Source organism: Spirillospora sp. NBC_01491 (genome assembly GCF_036227065.1).
In the GTDB taxonomy this organism is placed as follows: Bacteria; Actinomycetota; Actinomycetes; order Streptosporangiales; family Streptosporangiaceae; genus Spirillospora; species Spirillospora xylanilytica.
Window position 1 is genome coordinate 544735 of sequence record NZ_CP109432.1, and the last position, 13991, is coordinate 558725.

Here is a 13991-nt window from a genome sequence, read left to right on the forward strand (position 1 = left end):
GCCGCCGGTTCGTGCGGCCGGCCGCCCGGTCAGCGCGAGAGCAGGTCCCGGGCGATGTGGGTCACCTGGATCTCGTCGGTGCCCGCGTAGATCTGGAACGACTTGGCGTCGCGGGCGAGCTGCTCGACCCGGTACTCGCTCATGTAGCCGTTGCCGCCGAAGAGCTGGACGGCCTCCATCGCGACCTCGCTGGCGGCCTGCGCCGAGTACAGCTTCATCGCCGACGCCTCGGCGAGGGTGGGGGTGCGCCCGGCCTTCTGCATCTCCACGTGCCGGAACACCAGGTTCTGCACGTTGAGGCGGGCGACCTCCATCTTGGCGAGCTTGAGCTGGATCAGCTGGAAGTCGCCGATCCGCTGCCCCCACAGCTCGCGGGACTTGGCGTACTCGACCGACAGCTTCAGGCACTCCTCGATGACGCCGAGCGACATCGCCGCGACCCCGGCGCGCTCGGTGACGAAGTTCTGCTTGGCCGACTCCCTGCCGCCGCCCGCGCCCGCGGCCAGGAGCCGGTCGGCGCCCGCCCGCACGTCGTCCAGGAACAGCTCGCCGGTGGGGGAGGAGTGCAGGCCCATCTTGCGCAGCGGCCTGCTCTGGTCCAGGCCGGGCATGCCGCGGTCGAGGACGAAGGTGAGGATCTCGCGGTCGCGCGGGTCGCGGCCGTCGTCGAGCTTGCAGTAGAACACGATCGTGTCGGCGTACGGGCCGTTGGTGATGAAGGTCTTGGACCCGTTGATGACGTACTCGTCGCCGACCTTGCGGGCCGTGGCCTGCATGCCGCCGAACGCGTCGGACCCGGAGTCGGGCTCGGTGATCGCCCAGGCGCCCACCTTCTCCATGGTCAGCAGGTCCAGCCCCCAGCGCTCCTTCTGCTCGGCGGTGCCGCGCTTCATGATCGTCCCGGCGGCCAGGCCGAGGCTGACGCCCATCGCCGACACCAGGCCGGGCGCGACCTTGCACAGCTCGATCACCGGGAGCATCGTCATGGACGCGTTGCCGCCGCCCGCCTCGGCCGCGCCGTCCTCGCCCGGGTCGCCCTCACCCGTGCCGGACGCGGCGGCGCGCTCCTTCTTCAGCCGCGAGTGGAACGACGCGCGCGCCATCTCGTCCATGCCGAAGGTCTTGTAGAGGCCGCGGATCAGGTCGTAGGGCGGCATCTCGCCCGCGTCCAGCGCGTCCAGGTTGGGCCGGACCTCCGCCTCGATCCAGTCGCGCACAGCGTCCCGGATCATCAGGTCTTCGTCGGACCACTCGATCATGCTCGCCTCGCCTTTCGACCGCCTGCCGGATGCGCTGCCCATCCAAGCAGAGATAGCAAGCGCGCACTTACCCCGGGGTGGCGGCCGGGGCCGCGGGCCGCCCGCCCAGCGTCACGATATCGGCGAGCACACCGCCGCCCGGCGTCAGCCGGCCGGGCGCGGGGCTGTCATAGACCACCAGCAGCCGGATGCCGCCGCCGGCCGGGTCGTCCAGGACCCCGATGCCCTCGGCGTGATCGGTGCCCTCGCCGTGAGGGAGGTCGCCGAGCGGCTCCAGCCCGTCCGCCGGGACGACGCACGCCGCGTCGGCCTTGGCCGCCTCCGGCCAGCGCACGACCCGCACCGGCCCGTCCAGGTCCATGCTCGGCCCGGTGAGGACGAGCAGGTCGTCGCCGTGCGGGCACAGGTCGCGGATGCCGAGCCCGCCGAGGTCCAGCAGATGCGTGCGGTACGGCTCGCCGCCGTCGCCGACCGGCGCGAGCCGCAGCCGGGACGGGTCGTCGAGGTGGCTCTCGGGACGGATCTCCAGCAGCACCGCCCAGCCGCGCAGCACGGGCCCCCGCAATCCGATGTAGAGCCGGTCGCCGTGCGCGGCGACCCCCTCGATGTCGATGCCGTTGTCCTTGCTCGGGATCGACAGGAACGGGGCCAGGTGCGGATCGTCCCCCAGCAGGTCGGTGATGGAGTCGCCCCGACCGCCGAGCACGGCGGCGGTACGGCCGCCGTCCTCGCGCACCACCTCGGGCAGCCCGTCCGCACCGGCGGCCAGGGGGAGCCGGACCAGGATGAAGCGGTTGTCCTCGCGCACGATCGAGGCCAGCCTCCGGCGCGCCTTGGCGGGGGAGTGGCCGGGCTTGATCTTCTTGCGCTTGAGGCTGTGCGAGCCGACCGCCCACAGCCACCCGCCGGCGCACGCCAGGCCCTCGATGTCGGCCTCTTCGCCGGGACCGGCCGGCAGCGGGACGAGGTCCGCGAGCGCGACCGAGCGCTGCCCGCCGTAGCCGGTGACCCGGCCCCGCGCGTCGGTGGTCGCGGTCAGCCGCTCGATGGTGGCGGTCTCGTCGCCCGCCACCCACAGGCAGGGCCCGTCCCGCCGGACGGCCGACAGGTTGGTGTGCGTCCCGGCCTCCCGGCTCTCGGCCCCGAAGCGCAGCTCCACCCGGCGTTCCACGATCATGCGCAGATGTTCCCACAGAGCCGGCTCCGGACGGCGGGCTCCGCCGAGGCCGGCGGCCTCCCGGCGGCGCAGTCCGGCGGCTCAGTGCCCGCAGGTCCGGCAGGCGGTGCGGGTGCGGCGGGCGTAGGCGACCGCCGCGACGGCCATCCCGGCGCCCCAGGCGAAGTAGCCAGGGACCGCGAACCAGAAGAACGTCTCGGGCAGGTCCAGGCCGCCGGTGGCCGGGAACGGGTTGCGGCCGTTCAGTCGCTCCCAGAACATCTGGAGCAGCATGAGACCGAAGTAGAGGACCAGCGCGCCGGAGATCCCGGCCCCGGGCCACAGCACCAGCCGGCGCGGGATCCGGCGCCCGGCCGCGCGGGGCGTCCAGCGCGGCCACGTCCGTCCCCAGGAGTGCACGAGGGCCAGCGGCAGCACGCTCCCGCCGAGCACGAACCCGACCTCGAACAGGACGGCCGAGACGCCGGAGGACATCGGGTTCTGCCCGAATCCGACGGCGGCCTGGGCGGCGATCCGCACCAGGCATCCGGCGACCGCGAAGTACGCGGCGGCGTAGGCCCAGCGGGGGGTGCGGTCCAGTGGGCCCGGGGCGGCGGCGGCACCGCCGCAGGCGCCGCAGCCCGCACGCGTGCGCCGCCGGTAGTCGCGCGCCGCCAGCGCCATGAGGACGCCCGAGGCCAGGCAGGCGGACCTGCTGAGCGCCCCGATCGGATAGAACTCGATGCCGAGGCCCGGCAGGATCGCCCCGATCACGTCGAGCAGCAGCAGCGCCGCGCAGGCGGCGAAGGCGATCGCGACGCCCCCGGCGGCGACCAGCAGCGTCCGCCTGGCCGTGCCGTCGAGGCTCAGGGCCCGGCCGGACCCGAGCGCGATGATCACCGGCAGGGCGAGGGCGCACAGCCCCACGGAGTCCCAGCCGTCCAGGACGACCAGATCGGTGCCGACGGGCGAGAGGTCGCCGGGCGCGTGCCCGAGTCGCCAGTAGATCCTCAGCGCCCCGTAGGCCACCACCCAGCCCAGTGCGACTCCGGTCAGCCGTGGGCCGGACAGGCGGGCCGGGCGCCGGGGCGGCGCGGCGGCCCGCCGGCCGGGCAGGACCGGGGCGTTGGGTCCTTGCGTCATCGTCCTCATGCCGACGATGCTTCCGGCGTGGTGCGGCGGACGCCTCCCCGCTGCGGGCGATGAGCCTCCCCCTCGCGGGGGAGGGTACGCGGGGTCAGATGTCCCAGCGGACGTGCACGTGCGGGGGCTTGCGGAAGACCAGCCCGTGCGCCGCGGCGGGCCGCGCGGGGTCCAGCCGCAGGTTCGGCAGCCGTTCCAGGATCGCGTGCAGCGCGGTGCGCGCCTCCAGCCGGGCCAGATGGGCGCCGAAGCAGAAGTGCGGGCCGTGCGCGAACGCCAGGTGGTCGGCGGAGTTGCCGCGCCGGACGTCGAAGCGGTCCGGGGCGGGGAAGACCTCCGGGTCCCGGTTGGCGCCCGCGATCGACACCCGGACGAGGTCGCCCGCGCGGACGGGGGCACCGCCGAGATCGGTGTCGCGGGTGGCGTACCGGTCGACCACCGACGCCGACGGCTCCACCCGCAGCGACTCCTCGATCGCGGCGTCCAGCAGGCCGGGCTCCGCGCGGACGGCCGCGGCCGCGCCGGGGGCCGCCAGCAGGTGGTGCGCCACGTTGACGATCATGCCCTCGGTGGTGTCGATACCGCCGAACATCAGCACCGCGGCGTTGGCGACCACCTCGGCGACCGTGAGTCCCTCGTCCTGGTGGGCGGCCTCGGCGAGCAGCGAGCTCGCGCGGTCCTCGCTTCGCTCCGGTCCGTCCGGCTCCGATTCTCCTGGGGGGCGACCCCCAGACCCCTGTCGGGCTGTCGGGCGGTCCTCGCTTCGCTCCGGTCCGGCCGGCTCCGATTCTCCTGGGGGGCGACCCCCAGACCCCTGTCGGGCTGTCGGGCGGTCCTCGCTTCGCTCCGGTCCGTCCGACAGTGCCGCCTCGACCGCCTCTCGGAGGAGCCCGTGGGCCTCCCGTGCGCGCTCGGGGACGTCGCCGCCGGCGGTGAGGTCGGAGACGGCGTCGACGAACGCCCCGTACCAGGAGCGGATCGTGGCGGCGTCGACCCCCTCGAGGCCGAGCGCCTCGGCGACCACCGCGACGGCCAGCGGCCCCGCGAGGTCGCCGCGCAGCTCGGCCCGCCCGGCCGGGGCGAGCGCGGCGACCAGCCGGTCCACCTCGGCCTGGACGAACGCGGTGAAGCGCTCCCTGGTCTGCGCGGGACGGAACGGCCGGGCGAACGGCTCACGGTGCCGGGTGTGCGCCCGGCCGTCCAGCGACAGCATGCTCGGCCCGACGAGCCGCGCGGTGGAGAAGCGCGGGTCGTCGACGGTGAACGCGGCGGCGTCCCGCATCACCCGGACGGCCAGGGCGTGCGAGGTCACCAGCCAGCCGTCGAGCGCGGGCAGCCAGGACACCGGCTCGTCCGCGCGGAGCCGGGCGAGGAGCGGATGCGGGTCGTCCTCGAGGGAGGCGACCGTCGCGGCGGCGCCGATCGGGAACCGGGCCATCAGGTCGGAAGTCACCCACGTGAGGATATTCCTCCGCCGGAGGGCCCGGCCCGCCAGGTCACCCGGCGGCGCCCTCCTCCTCCGCCGCCCGGTCCCGCCACCACGCCCGGCCCGCCTCGGGCAGCGTGTGGATCGGGTCGTAGTACTCGTACCGGCGGGTCAGGGCGTCGGGGTCGGCGCCGCGCGCTCCGCCGCCCGAGCCCACCTCCAGCCCGGTGCGGTAGTTCTTGGTCCAGTAGGAGACGCCGCGCTCGCGGTCGTAGTCGGCGAGCTGGTGCACCCACCGCTTGCCCACGTACGGGACGTCGCACACGATCCGCGGGGTGGCGAACCCGGGCAGGTAGCCCATGATCGCGTGCTGGAGCTCCTGGGCCTCCCACACCGCCAGCCGCCAGTGCTCGCTGTAGGGGATCATGTCGCACATGTACAGGTAGTACGGCATGATCCCGGCCTCGTCGAGCAGCGCGAACGACAGGTCGAGCAGTGCGGCGGGGGAGTCGTTGACGCCGCGCAGCAGCACCCCCTGGTTGCGCACGTCGCGGACGCCGGCCTCGAGCATCGCCCGCGCGGCGCGGGCGACGAGCGGGGTCACCGACTGCGCGGCGTTGACGTGGGTGTGGATCGCCAGGTGCGCGCCGCGCGCGTGCGCCTTGGCGGCCAGCCGCTCCATCCCGGCCCTGACCTCATCCTGCAACCAGTGCTGCGGCAGGCCCATCAGCGCCTTGCTGGCCAGCCGGATGTCGCGGACGTTGTCGATGTCGAGCAGGTCGCCGACGAACGACTCCAGCCGCGCCCAGGGCAGGTTGGCCACGTCGCCGCCGGAGACGACCACGTCGCGGACGCCGGGCGTGCGGCGCAGGTAGTCGAGCATGGCGCCGAGCCGGTCCGGGGGCTTGGCGGTGAACCTGTGCTTGGCGACCGCCGGCGTCGAGTTGCCGACCAGGTCCATCCGGGTGCAGTGCCCGCAGTACTGCGGGCAGGTGGGCAGCAGCTCGGCCAGCACCTTGGTCGGGTAGCGGTGGGTGAGGCCCTCGACCGCCCACATCTCGGCCTCGTGCAGCGAGTCGCGCGCCGAGCAGGGGTGCGAGGGCCAGTCCGTCCGCCGGTCGGTGAGCACCGGGATCATGTAGCGGCGCACCGGGTCGGCGTGGAACGCCTCGGTGGAGGAGGTGTCCATGGTGTTGAGCATCTGCGGGGTGACCAGCATCGACATCGTGGCGCGCTCGGCCTGGTCGCGTTCCAGGTCGGCGTAGAACGACTCGTCCAGCAGGTCGCCCATCAGCGCGCGGAGCTGCCGCAGGTTCTTCACGCAGTGGGCGCGCTGCCACTGGGCCGACTCCCATTCCGCGGCCGTGACGTCGCGCCAGCCCGGGAGGCGGCGCCAGTCGGGCTCCTCCAGCGGCCGGCGCCGGTAGGCGTAGGGCTGGTCTGCGGCCTGGCCGGGACGGGCGGTGCCCGCTCCGGGGTGCAGGGCGGTGGTCATCGTCGACCCCTCCTCACGGAACGATTGGTCGCATAAAAGTCTTGTATAGACCAGACGTTACGGGAAGACTTTCGTCGAAACCAGTGGTGCCCGGGACATCTTCCGTGGTTACTCAAGAGTGACCCAAGCGGGCGCCAACAGACGCCAACAGTCGGGACGGGGATGGTCAGATGATCGAGGAACGAACCGGGACGGAGACCGCGGTGGGCCTGCACCGCGTGCTGGAGCCGGCGGGCGTGCTGCCCCAGGCGGCGCTCCGGCTGGACCCGGACCCGCGGATCGGGCCGGACGAGGTCCGGGTGCGGGTGGAGCGGCTCAACCTCGACGCGGCGTCCTACCGGCAGCTGCACACCGCCCACGACGGCGACCCCGGGGCGATCCGCCGCGAGGTGCTGGAGATCGTCACCGCGCGCGGGAAGATGCACAACCCCGTGACGGGCTCGGGCGGGATGCTCGTCGGCGTCGTCGAGGAGGCCGGCCCCGACTCCCCGCTCGGCCTCAGGCCGGGCGACCGCATCGCCACGCTGGTGTCGCTCACCCTCACCCCGCTGGCCCTCACCGACGGCCTGGCCCGCTGGGACGGGCTGTCGGAGCAGGTCCCGGCCGAGGGGCACGCCATCCTGTTCGCCCGGTCGATCGCCGCCGTCCTGCCCGGCGACCTGCCCGTCCCGCTCGCCCTGTCGGTCATGGACGTGTGCGGCGCCCCCGCCCTCACCCACCGCGTCGTGGCCCGCGTCGTCGCCGACCGCGCCGCCGCCCGGAACGGCGCGGACGCCGCCCCGTCCGGCCCGGTCGTCGCCGTGCTGGGCGCGGCGGGCAAGAGCGGGTCGCTGTCGCTGGCCGCCGCCCGCCGCGCCGGGGCCGCGCGCACGATCGGCCTGGTCCCCACCGCGGACGAGGAGGCCCGGCTGGCCGCGACCGGGCTCGCCGACGCCGTCGTCCGCGCCGACGCCCGCGACCCCGTCGCCGTCGCCGCGGCGATCGGCGGGCCCGCCGACGTGACCGTGGTGTGCGTGGACGTGCCCGGCTGCGAGCACGGCGCGATCCTGGCCACCGCGCCCGGTGGCACCGTGGTGTTCTTCTCGATGGCCACCTCGTTCTCCGCCGCCGCGCTCGGCGCCGAGGGGCTCGCCGCCGACGTCACCATGCTGATCGGCAACGGATACGTCCCCGGGCACGCCGCGACCGCCCTCGACCTGCTCCGCTCCGAACCCGGGGTTCGTGCGCTGTTCTCCGCCCGGCACGGCGCCGATTCGGCACAATGACCTGATGCGCCCCCCGGCGCGGACGCATCAGATCATCGAGGGAGAGAACCGGATGGCGAGCATCACCGAGGACCTGCGGCGGCGGGACCCCCGAGAGCGGCAGGCCCAGATCGTGGACGTGCTCGTCGGCGCGTTCTCGGGCCTGATGGAGCGCAGCCCCGCCGAGTTCCGCCGCCGGTTCCGCAAGATGGCCTCGGACCCGTTCGCCTTCTACCGGGGCAGCGCCTGCCTGTTCTACGCCGACATCGCCGGCGACGAGGACCCGTGGGCCGACGAGCGCACCGCCCGGGTGTGGATCCAGGGCGACCTGCACGCGCAGAACTTCGGCACCTACATGAACGACGACGGCGTGTTCGTCTTCGACGTCAACGACTTCGACGAGGCCTACGTCGGGCACTTCACCTGGGACGTCAAGCGGCTGGTCGCCAGCCTCGGCCTGCTGGCCTGGAGCAAGGCGATCTCCGACACCGACATCCGCCGCCTCATCGAGACCTACGTGCGCGCCTACGTCGACCAGGTCCGGCACTTCGCGGCCAACGACGACGACCACGAGTTCGCGCTGACCCTCGACACCGCCGACGGGCACGTGCGCGGCGTGCTGGTCGCCGCGCTCTCCTCGACCCGCGTCGGGCTGCTGGACGAGATGACGCTGGTCGACCGGCACGAGCGGCGGTTCCGCGACCGCGCCGGCGTGCGGCGCCTCGGCGCCGACGAGCGCGCCAAGGTCGAGGCCGCCTACCGCGACTACCTGACCACCATCCCGCACGAGAAGCGGTTCGGCAGCCTCACCTACGAGGTCAAGGACATCGTCGGCGCCTCGGGGTTCGGCATCGGCTCGGCCGGGCTGTCGGCCTACAACCTGCTGGTCGAGGGGCACAGCCAGGCGCTGGAGAACGACGTCGTCCTGTCGATGAAGCAGGGCAACGTGGCCGCGCCGAGCCGGATCGTCGACGACGCCCGGATCCGCGACTACTTCCAGCACCACGGCCACCGCACCGCCGTCTCCCGCCGCGCGCTCCAGGCCAACACCGACCCCTGGCTCGGCCACACCCAGATCGACGGCGTCGGCTTCGTCGTGCAGGAGCTCTCGCCCTACGAGGAGGACCTCGACTGGTCGGGCCTCACCGAGCCCGAGGAGATGCTCTCGATCCTGGACGACCTCGGCCGCGCCACCGCCAAGGTGCACTGCGTGTCCGACAGCGACTCCGACCACACCCTGGTCGGCTTCCAGGTCGAGGACGCCATCAGCGCCGCGATCGGACCGGACGAGAGCTCCTTCGTCGACGCCATGGTGGCCTTCGGCATGGAATACGCCGCGGTGGCCCGCGACGACCACCGCTATTTCGTCGACGCCTTCCGCAACGGCCAGATCCCCGGCCTCTAACCGAGGAGGCATTCATGGGTGGGGAGTTCCCCGAGGACGGTCGGAGCGTCGAGCCGATCAGCCGGTGATCAGCGGATGAAGCCGTTCACCACGGTCGGCAGGGACCCGTCGATCCCGGCCATGTTCAGCACGCCGGGGTCGCCGGGGTCGCCGACGCTGTGACCGTTCGCGGCCAGCGCCGCCATGATCACCCGGGTCTGCGGGTTGACCCCGGCCCGGTAGGAGGCCAGGGCCTGCGTCGGGTGCGACGACCCCGCCCACGTCTCGTTGTCGGTGAACACCACGACCCCGTCCACGTCCAGGCGCTCACGCTCGGCCCACTGGAACGGGATCGCGAGGTCCGTGCCACCGCCCGACGGATGCCAGGACCGGATCTCACGCAGGTTCGTGCGGGCCGTCACCTTCGACGGGTGCATGCCGGTGTCGACGTCGATGACGTGACAGTTCGCGCCCTCGATCCGGTTGAGGATGACGGCCATCGCGTTGCCGACCTCGTAGCAGGTGCCCAGCGGGGTCCCGCCCGAGAAGAGCCGGCTCCACCCCATCGAACCGGACGAGTCCACGGCGACCAGGAGCTTGCGGCCGGACGGCTCGATGTGCCCGAACGACAGCTCGTACGCACCCTCCAGAGCGTCGGCGATCGCGGGGACGGGAGCCCACCGCTGCACGGCGGCGTTCATGTTCGGCTGAGCCTGACCGGCCTGGTAGACCCGCAGCGCCAGGAACAGGTCCATCGGATGGACCCGCGCCCTCGAGAGCGCCCCGGCGTCGGTGAGGCGCGCCGCGGCACGCCGCGTCGCGTCGCCCGCCGGCTTGAGCGTCCCGAGCCGCGTCATCCGCGCCAGGTTCCTGATCAGGGCCGTCATCCCGATCGTGTCGACGAGCGAGTCCCACACCTCCGGGTCCTTCAGCGCGGCGTCCGGGAGGAACTCCCACGGCACCCGCCGTTCGCCCACTACGCGAATCGCGTCCGCCGGGGCGGTGGCCGCCTGCGCGGTCAGGAAGTCGTCGATCGCCGGCACGAGCCCGCGGGCGTCGGCGTCGCTCACGTTGCCGGCGATCCAGCCGAACAGGGCGCGCCGCCCCGGGCCGTCGGCCTTGGGGTGCGCGATCCGCAGCACGTCCCGCAGTGCCATCGCCTCGCCGGACGGGGTCGTGCGCTGCCGCGCCTTGCACACCCGCCACGCCACCTGGTTCACCTCCCCGGCCAGGAACCACGACCCCAGCGCGGTGCGCATCGCGCGGCCGACCACGGGTGAGGTGCCCTCGGCGCTCGGCTTGCCGCCGAGGTTCTTGAAGTAGCCGAAGAACGACGCGAGATGATCGGTGGTCCGGGCGACCTGGGCCAGCGACGCCTTTACCGCCTGCTTGGTGCCCGCGTCACCGCGCGCCGCGGCGGCGGCGAGCGCGAACAGCGCCGGCCGGTTCTTCGGCGCCCGCGGCGGCCTGGCCGTGGAGATCTCCGTCAGCAGCCGCACGACCCGGACACCGTCGGCCTGAACGGCGTCGAACACGACCCGGGCGTTGTCGGCGGTGAGACGGTCCTGCCCGACGTAGTAGGTGCCGCCGGTCGTGCCGAGGATCAGGAAGTCCTCCAGACGGGTCCACAGGTCCTTGGAGAACCCGTAGCCGCCGGCGTTGTTGCGGACCTGGTCGGCCTCGCGCCCGGGGATCGGGCGCGACTGGGGCGTCGCGATGCCGGACACGGACGCGAGGGGATCACGGGCCATCGTCGGCCTCCGTCTGCTCGACCCGCCGCGGTCGGCGGATGTGGGGGAGTGGCTGGCCCGCGAGAGGAGGACGGATGTGGTGGCGCCCACCGGGATTAAGTGCTCTACCGATTGAGCTACACCGGATTTTCGCCCGGTGGCGGGAATCGAACCCGCAACCTCTCCATTAATAGTGGTAACCGACGGGCTTCGACCCGCCCTCCCCGCACGTTCCAGGTCGGCCCGCAGAGCCGGGCCCACACGGATATGGAGACGGCCACCGGAGGAATCTGGGAAAGATAACCGATGGCCTTCGACCCGTGTGGACACCGAGCCCTGCGTGCCTGAAAGGGAAACTAACACCCGTGAAACGAGTTCGCATTTCGATAATGGCCGAGGCGGCCTCTCGAATCGCCCGCCGCCCCGCCGCCCGCGCTCTGACCTGCGGCGACGGATCGGTACTGTGTGGATCATGCAGCCTGCGTCCTCCGACCCCTGCGTCCGGGTGCGCGGCGCCCGCGAGCACAACCTGCGCGGCGTCGACGTGGCGATCGAGCGCGACGCCCTGGTGGCCTTCACCGGGGTGTCGGGCTCGGGGAAGTCGTCGCTGGCGTTCGGCACCCTGTACGCCGAGGCCCAGCGCCGATATCTGGAGTCCGTCGCCCCCTACGCGCGGCGGCTGCTGCACCAGGTGTCCGCCCCCGCGGTCGACGAGATCACCGGCCTGCCGCCCGCGGTGGCACTGGAGCAGCGCCGGTCGGTGCCGTCCTCCCGATCCTCGGTCGGCACCGTGACCACCCTGTCGAACTCGCTGCGGATGCTGATGTCGCGCGCGGGCGATTACCCGCCCGGCGCCGGGCGGCTCGACTCCGACGCGTTCTCGCCCAACACCGCCGCCGGCGCCTGCCCCCGCTGCCACGGCCTGGGGGAGGTGCACGAGGTCACCGAGGAGTCGCTGGTCCCCGACCCGTCGCTGAGCATCAGAGACGGCGCGATCGCGTCCTGGCCGGGCGCCTGGCAGGGCAAGAACCTGCGCGACGTCCTGGACGCCCTCGGCCACGACATCGACCGCCCGTGGCGCGACCTGCCGCAGGAGCAGCGCGACTGGATCCTGTTCACCGACGAGCAGCCGGTGGTCACGGTGCACCCGGTGCGGGAGGCGCCCCGGATCCAGCGCCCCTACCAGGGCACCTACTCCAGCGCGCGGCGGCTCGTCCTGCACGCCTACGCCGATTCCAAGAGCGAGGCCGCGCGCAGGCGCGCCGCCGGGCACCTGATCAGCCGCGTCTGCCCGGTCTGCGGCGGGCGGCGCCTGCGGCCAGAGGCGCTCGCGGTGACGTTCGCCGGACGGACCATCGCCGAGCTGGCCGCGCTGCCCCTGGCCGACCTCGCCGACGCGCTGCGCCCCCACACCGGCGGCGAGGGCCCGGCGGCGGTGCTGACGCGCGACCTCACGGCCCGCATCGAGGTGCTGACCGAACTCGGCCTCGGCTACCTCAGCACCGCCCGGCCGAGCCCGTCGCTGTCGGCGGGGGAGCTCCAGCGGCTGCGGCTGGCCACCCAGCTCCGCTCGGGCCTGTTCGGCGTCGTCTACGTGCTCGACGAGCCCTCGGCCGGGCTGCACCCCGCCGACACCGAGTCGTTGATGTCGGTGCTGGAGCGGCTGAAGGCAGCGGGCAACAGCGTCTTCCTGATCGAGCACGACATGGAGGTCGTCCGGCACGCCGACTGGCTGGTCGACGTCGGCCCGGGGGCGGGCGAGCACGGCGGTCTGGTGCTGCACAGCGGGCCGGTCGAGGGACTGCGCGCGGTCCCCGCCTCGGTCACCCGCCCCTACCTGTTCGGCGAGATCCGCCCGCCGCGCCGGGAACCGCGCGAGCCCGCCGGGGTGCTGCGGCTGCGCGAGGTCACCCGGCACAACCTGCGCGGCCTGGACGCCGACGTCCCCCTCGGGGTGTTCACCGCCGTGACCGGGGTGTCGGGATCGGGGAAGTCGACCCTGGTGGACGTCCTCGGCGAGCGGGCGGTGGAGGCGGGCGAGCACGTCGGCGCCGGGATCGAACGGGTCGTGCGGGTCGACCAGCGGCCCATCGGCCGCACCCCGAGGTCCAACCTGGCGACCTACACCGGGCTGTTCGACGCGGTCCGCAAGCTGTTCGCCGGCACCGCCGAGGCCCGCGCCCGCGGCTACGGCCCCTCGCGCTTCTCCTTCAACGTGCCCGGCGGCCGGTGCGACCACTGCCAGGGCGAGGGCCACATCTCGGTGGAGCTGCTGTTCCTGCCCACCACCTACGCCGTCTGCGACGTCTGCCACGGCGCCCGCTACAACCCCGCCACCCTGGAGATCACCTACCGGGGCGTGAACGTCGCCGGCGTCCTGGACATGACGGTGGACGAGGCCGCGTCGTTCCTCGCCGATGTGCGCCCCGCCGCCCGCTCCCTGGAGACCCTGCGCGAGGTCGGCCTCGGCTACCTGCGGCTGGGGCAGCCGGCGACCGAGCTGTCGGGCGGGGAGGCGCAGCGCATCAAGCTCGCCTCCGAGCTGCAACGCGCCCGCCGCGGCCACACCCTCTACCTGCTCGACGAGCCCACCACCGGCCTGCACCCGGCCGACTCCGCGCTGCTCACCCGCCAGCTGCACGCGCTGGTGGACGGCGGCGCCACCGTCGTCGTCGTGGAGCACGACATGGACATGGTGGCGTCCGCCGACCACGTGCTGGACCTCGGTCCCGGGGGCGGCGACGAGGGCGGCCGCGTCGTCGCGAGCGGAACGCCCGCCGAGGTCGCGTCCTCCCTCGCCGGGCGCACCGCCCCTTACCTGCGGGCCCGGCTCGGCTGAGCCGTCAGCGCGCGAACGCGATGGCCGTGCCGGCGCTGACGACGACCGCTATCACCACCAGTACCAGGGTGGTCTTGAGGGGATCGGAACGCCGCTGCGGCTGCTTCGCCGCCTTCGGCCGCGACCGCGACGACGGGGCCGAGGCCGACGGTGTACCGGACGTCCCGGACGGTGCGGGAACGGGCGCGGCGCGTGAGGGCGCGGGGGAGGGCCTGACCACGGGCGCCGGGCGCGGCACCGGCGGCCTGGGCGCCGGTGCGGCCTGGTGCCCGTTCGGAGGCGGTGACGCGGGAGGCGGCGCCGGAGGCTGCGGCG

Annotated in this window: 9 protein-coding genes; 3 read left to right on the forward strand and 6 right to left on the reverse strand. The window is 73.7% G+C overall.

Features of this window, described 5'->3' with window-relative positions; translation table 11 throughout:
- Positions 1-29 precede the first annotated feature (29 nt).
- The 5 genes from OHA34_RS02690 to OHA34_RS02710 form a co-directional block, all read right to left on the reverse strand.
- Positions 30-1259 (reverse strand): acyl-CoA dehydrogenase family protein, encoded by a 1230-nt coding sequence (locus tag OHA34_RS02690; RefSeq protein ID WP_329520584.1) that lies wholly within the window; start codon positions 1257-1259, stop codon positions 30-32.
- A 67-nt stretch (positions 1260-1326) separates the two neighbouring features.
- The gene (locus tag OHA34_RS02695; RefSeq protein WP_329520585.1) at positions 1327-2436 is read right to left on the reverse strand and encodes a DUF3616 domain-containing protein; all 1110 of its coding nucleotides are present in this window, start codon (positions 2434-2436) and stop codon (positions 1327-1329) included.
- A gap of 81 nt (positions 2437-2517) precedes the next feature.
- A complete protein-coding gene (locus tag OHA34_RS02700) occupies positions 2518-3567 on the reverse strand; it encodes a hypothetical protein (RefSeq protein WP_329520586.1) in 1050 nt (349 codons plus the stop codon).
- An 85-nt stretch (positions 3568-3652) separates the two neighbouring features.
- Positions 3653-5011 carry a cytochrome P450 gene (locus OHA34_RS02705; protein WP_329520587.1) on the reverse strand — a complete coding sequence of 453 codons (1359 nt, stop codon included), beginning with the start codon at positions 5009-5011 and terminating at the stop codon, positions 3653-3655.
- A gap of 43 nt (positions 5012-5054) precedes the next feature.
- Positions 5055-6479: a KamA family radical SAM protein gene (locus OHA34_RS02710; protein ID WP_285943551.1), complete on the reverse strand. Its 1425-nt coding sequence runs from the start codon at positions 6477-6479 to the stop codon at positions 5055-5057.
- Between the two features lie 170 nt (positions 6480-6649).
- On the opposite strand from OHA34_RS02710, the gene OHA34_RS02715 reads away from it, so the two are divergent.
- The gene (locus OHA34_RS02715) at positions 6650-7744 is read left to right on the forward strand and encodes an L-erythro-3,5-diaminohexanoate dehydrogenase (protein WP_329520588.1); all 1095 of its coding nucleotides are present in this window, start codon (positions 6650-6652) and stop codon (positions 7742-7744) included.
- A 52-nt stretch (positions 7745-7796) separates the two neighbouring features.
- Positions 7797-9128 (forward strand): DUF2252 domain-containing protein, encoded by a 1332-nt coding sequence (locus OHA34_RS02720; protein ID WP_285943549.1) that lies wholly within the window; start codon positions 7797-7799, stop codon positions 9126-9128.
- Positions 9129-9196: 68 nt separating this feature from the next.
- On the opposite strand, the gene OHA34_RS02725 is transcribed toward OHA34_RS02720, so the two are convergent.
- Positions 9197-10858, reverse strand: coding sequence for a TROVE domain-containing protein (locus OHA34_RS02725; protein ID WP_329520589.1), 1662 nt, complete (start codon positions 10856-10858; stop codon positions 9197-9199).
- Positions 10859-11309: 451 nt separating this feature from the next.
- On the opposite strand from OHA34_RS02725, the gene OHA34_RS02730 reads away from it, so the two are divergent.
- Positions 11310-13676 carry an excinuclease ABC subunit UvrA gene (locus tag OHA34_RS02730; protein ID WP_329520590.1) on the forward strand — a complete coding sequence of 789 codons (2367 nt, stop codon included), beginning with the start codon at positions 11310-11312 and terminating at the stop codon, positions 13674-13676.
- The last annotated feature ends 315 nt before the right edge of the window (positions 13677-13991 follow it).

Bases quoted from the DNA above. Each gene is read 5' to 3' on its own strand.
- OHA34_RS02690 (WP_329520584.1), bottom strand. From the start codon at position 1,259: ATGATCGAGTGGTCCGACGAAGACCTGATGATCCGGGACGCTGTGCGC.
- OHA34_RS02695 (WP_329520585.1), bottom strand. From the start codon at position 2,436: ATGATCGTGGAACGCCGGGTGGAGCTGCGCTTCGGGGCCGAGAGCCGG.
- OHA34_RS02700 (WP_329520586.1), bottom strand. From the start codon at position 3,567: ATGAGGACGATGACGCAAGGACCCAACGCCCCGGTCCTGCCCGGCCGG.
- OHA34_RS02710 (WP_285943551.1), bottom strand. From the start codon at position 6,479: ATGACCACCGCCCTGCACCCCGGAGCGGGCACCGCCCGTCCCGGCCAG.
- OHA34_RS02715 (WP_329520588.1), top strand. From the start codon at position 6,650: ATGATCGAGGAACGAACCGGGACGGAGACCGCGGTGGGCCTGCACCGC.
- OHA34_RS02720 (WP_285943549.1), top strand. From the start codon at position 7,797: ATGGCGAGCATCACCGAGGACCTGCGGCGGCGGGACCCCCGAGAGCGG.
- OHA34_RS02725 (WP_329520589.1), bottom strand. From the start codon at position 10,858: ATGGCCCGTGATCCCCTCGCGTCCGTGTCCGGCATCGCGACGCCCCAG.
- OHA34_RS02730 (WP_329520590.1), top strand. From the start codon at position 11,310: ATGCAGCCTGCGTCCTCCGACCCCTGCGTCCGGGTGCGCGGCGCCCGC.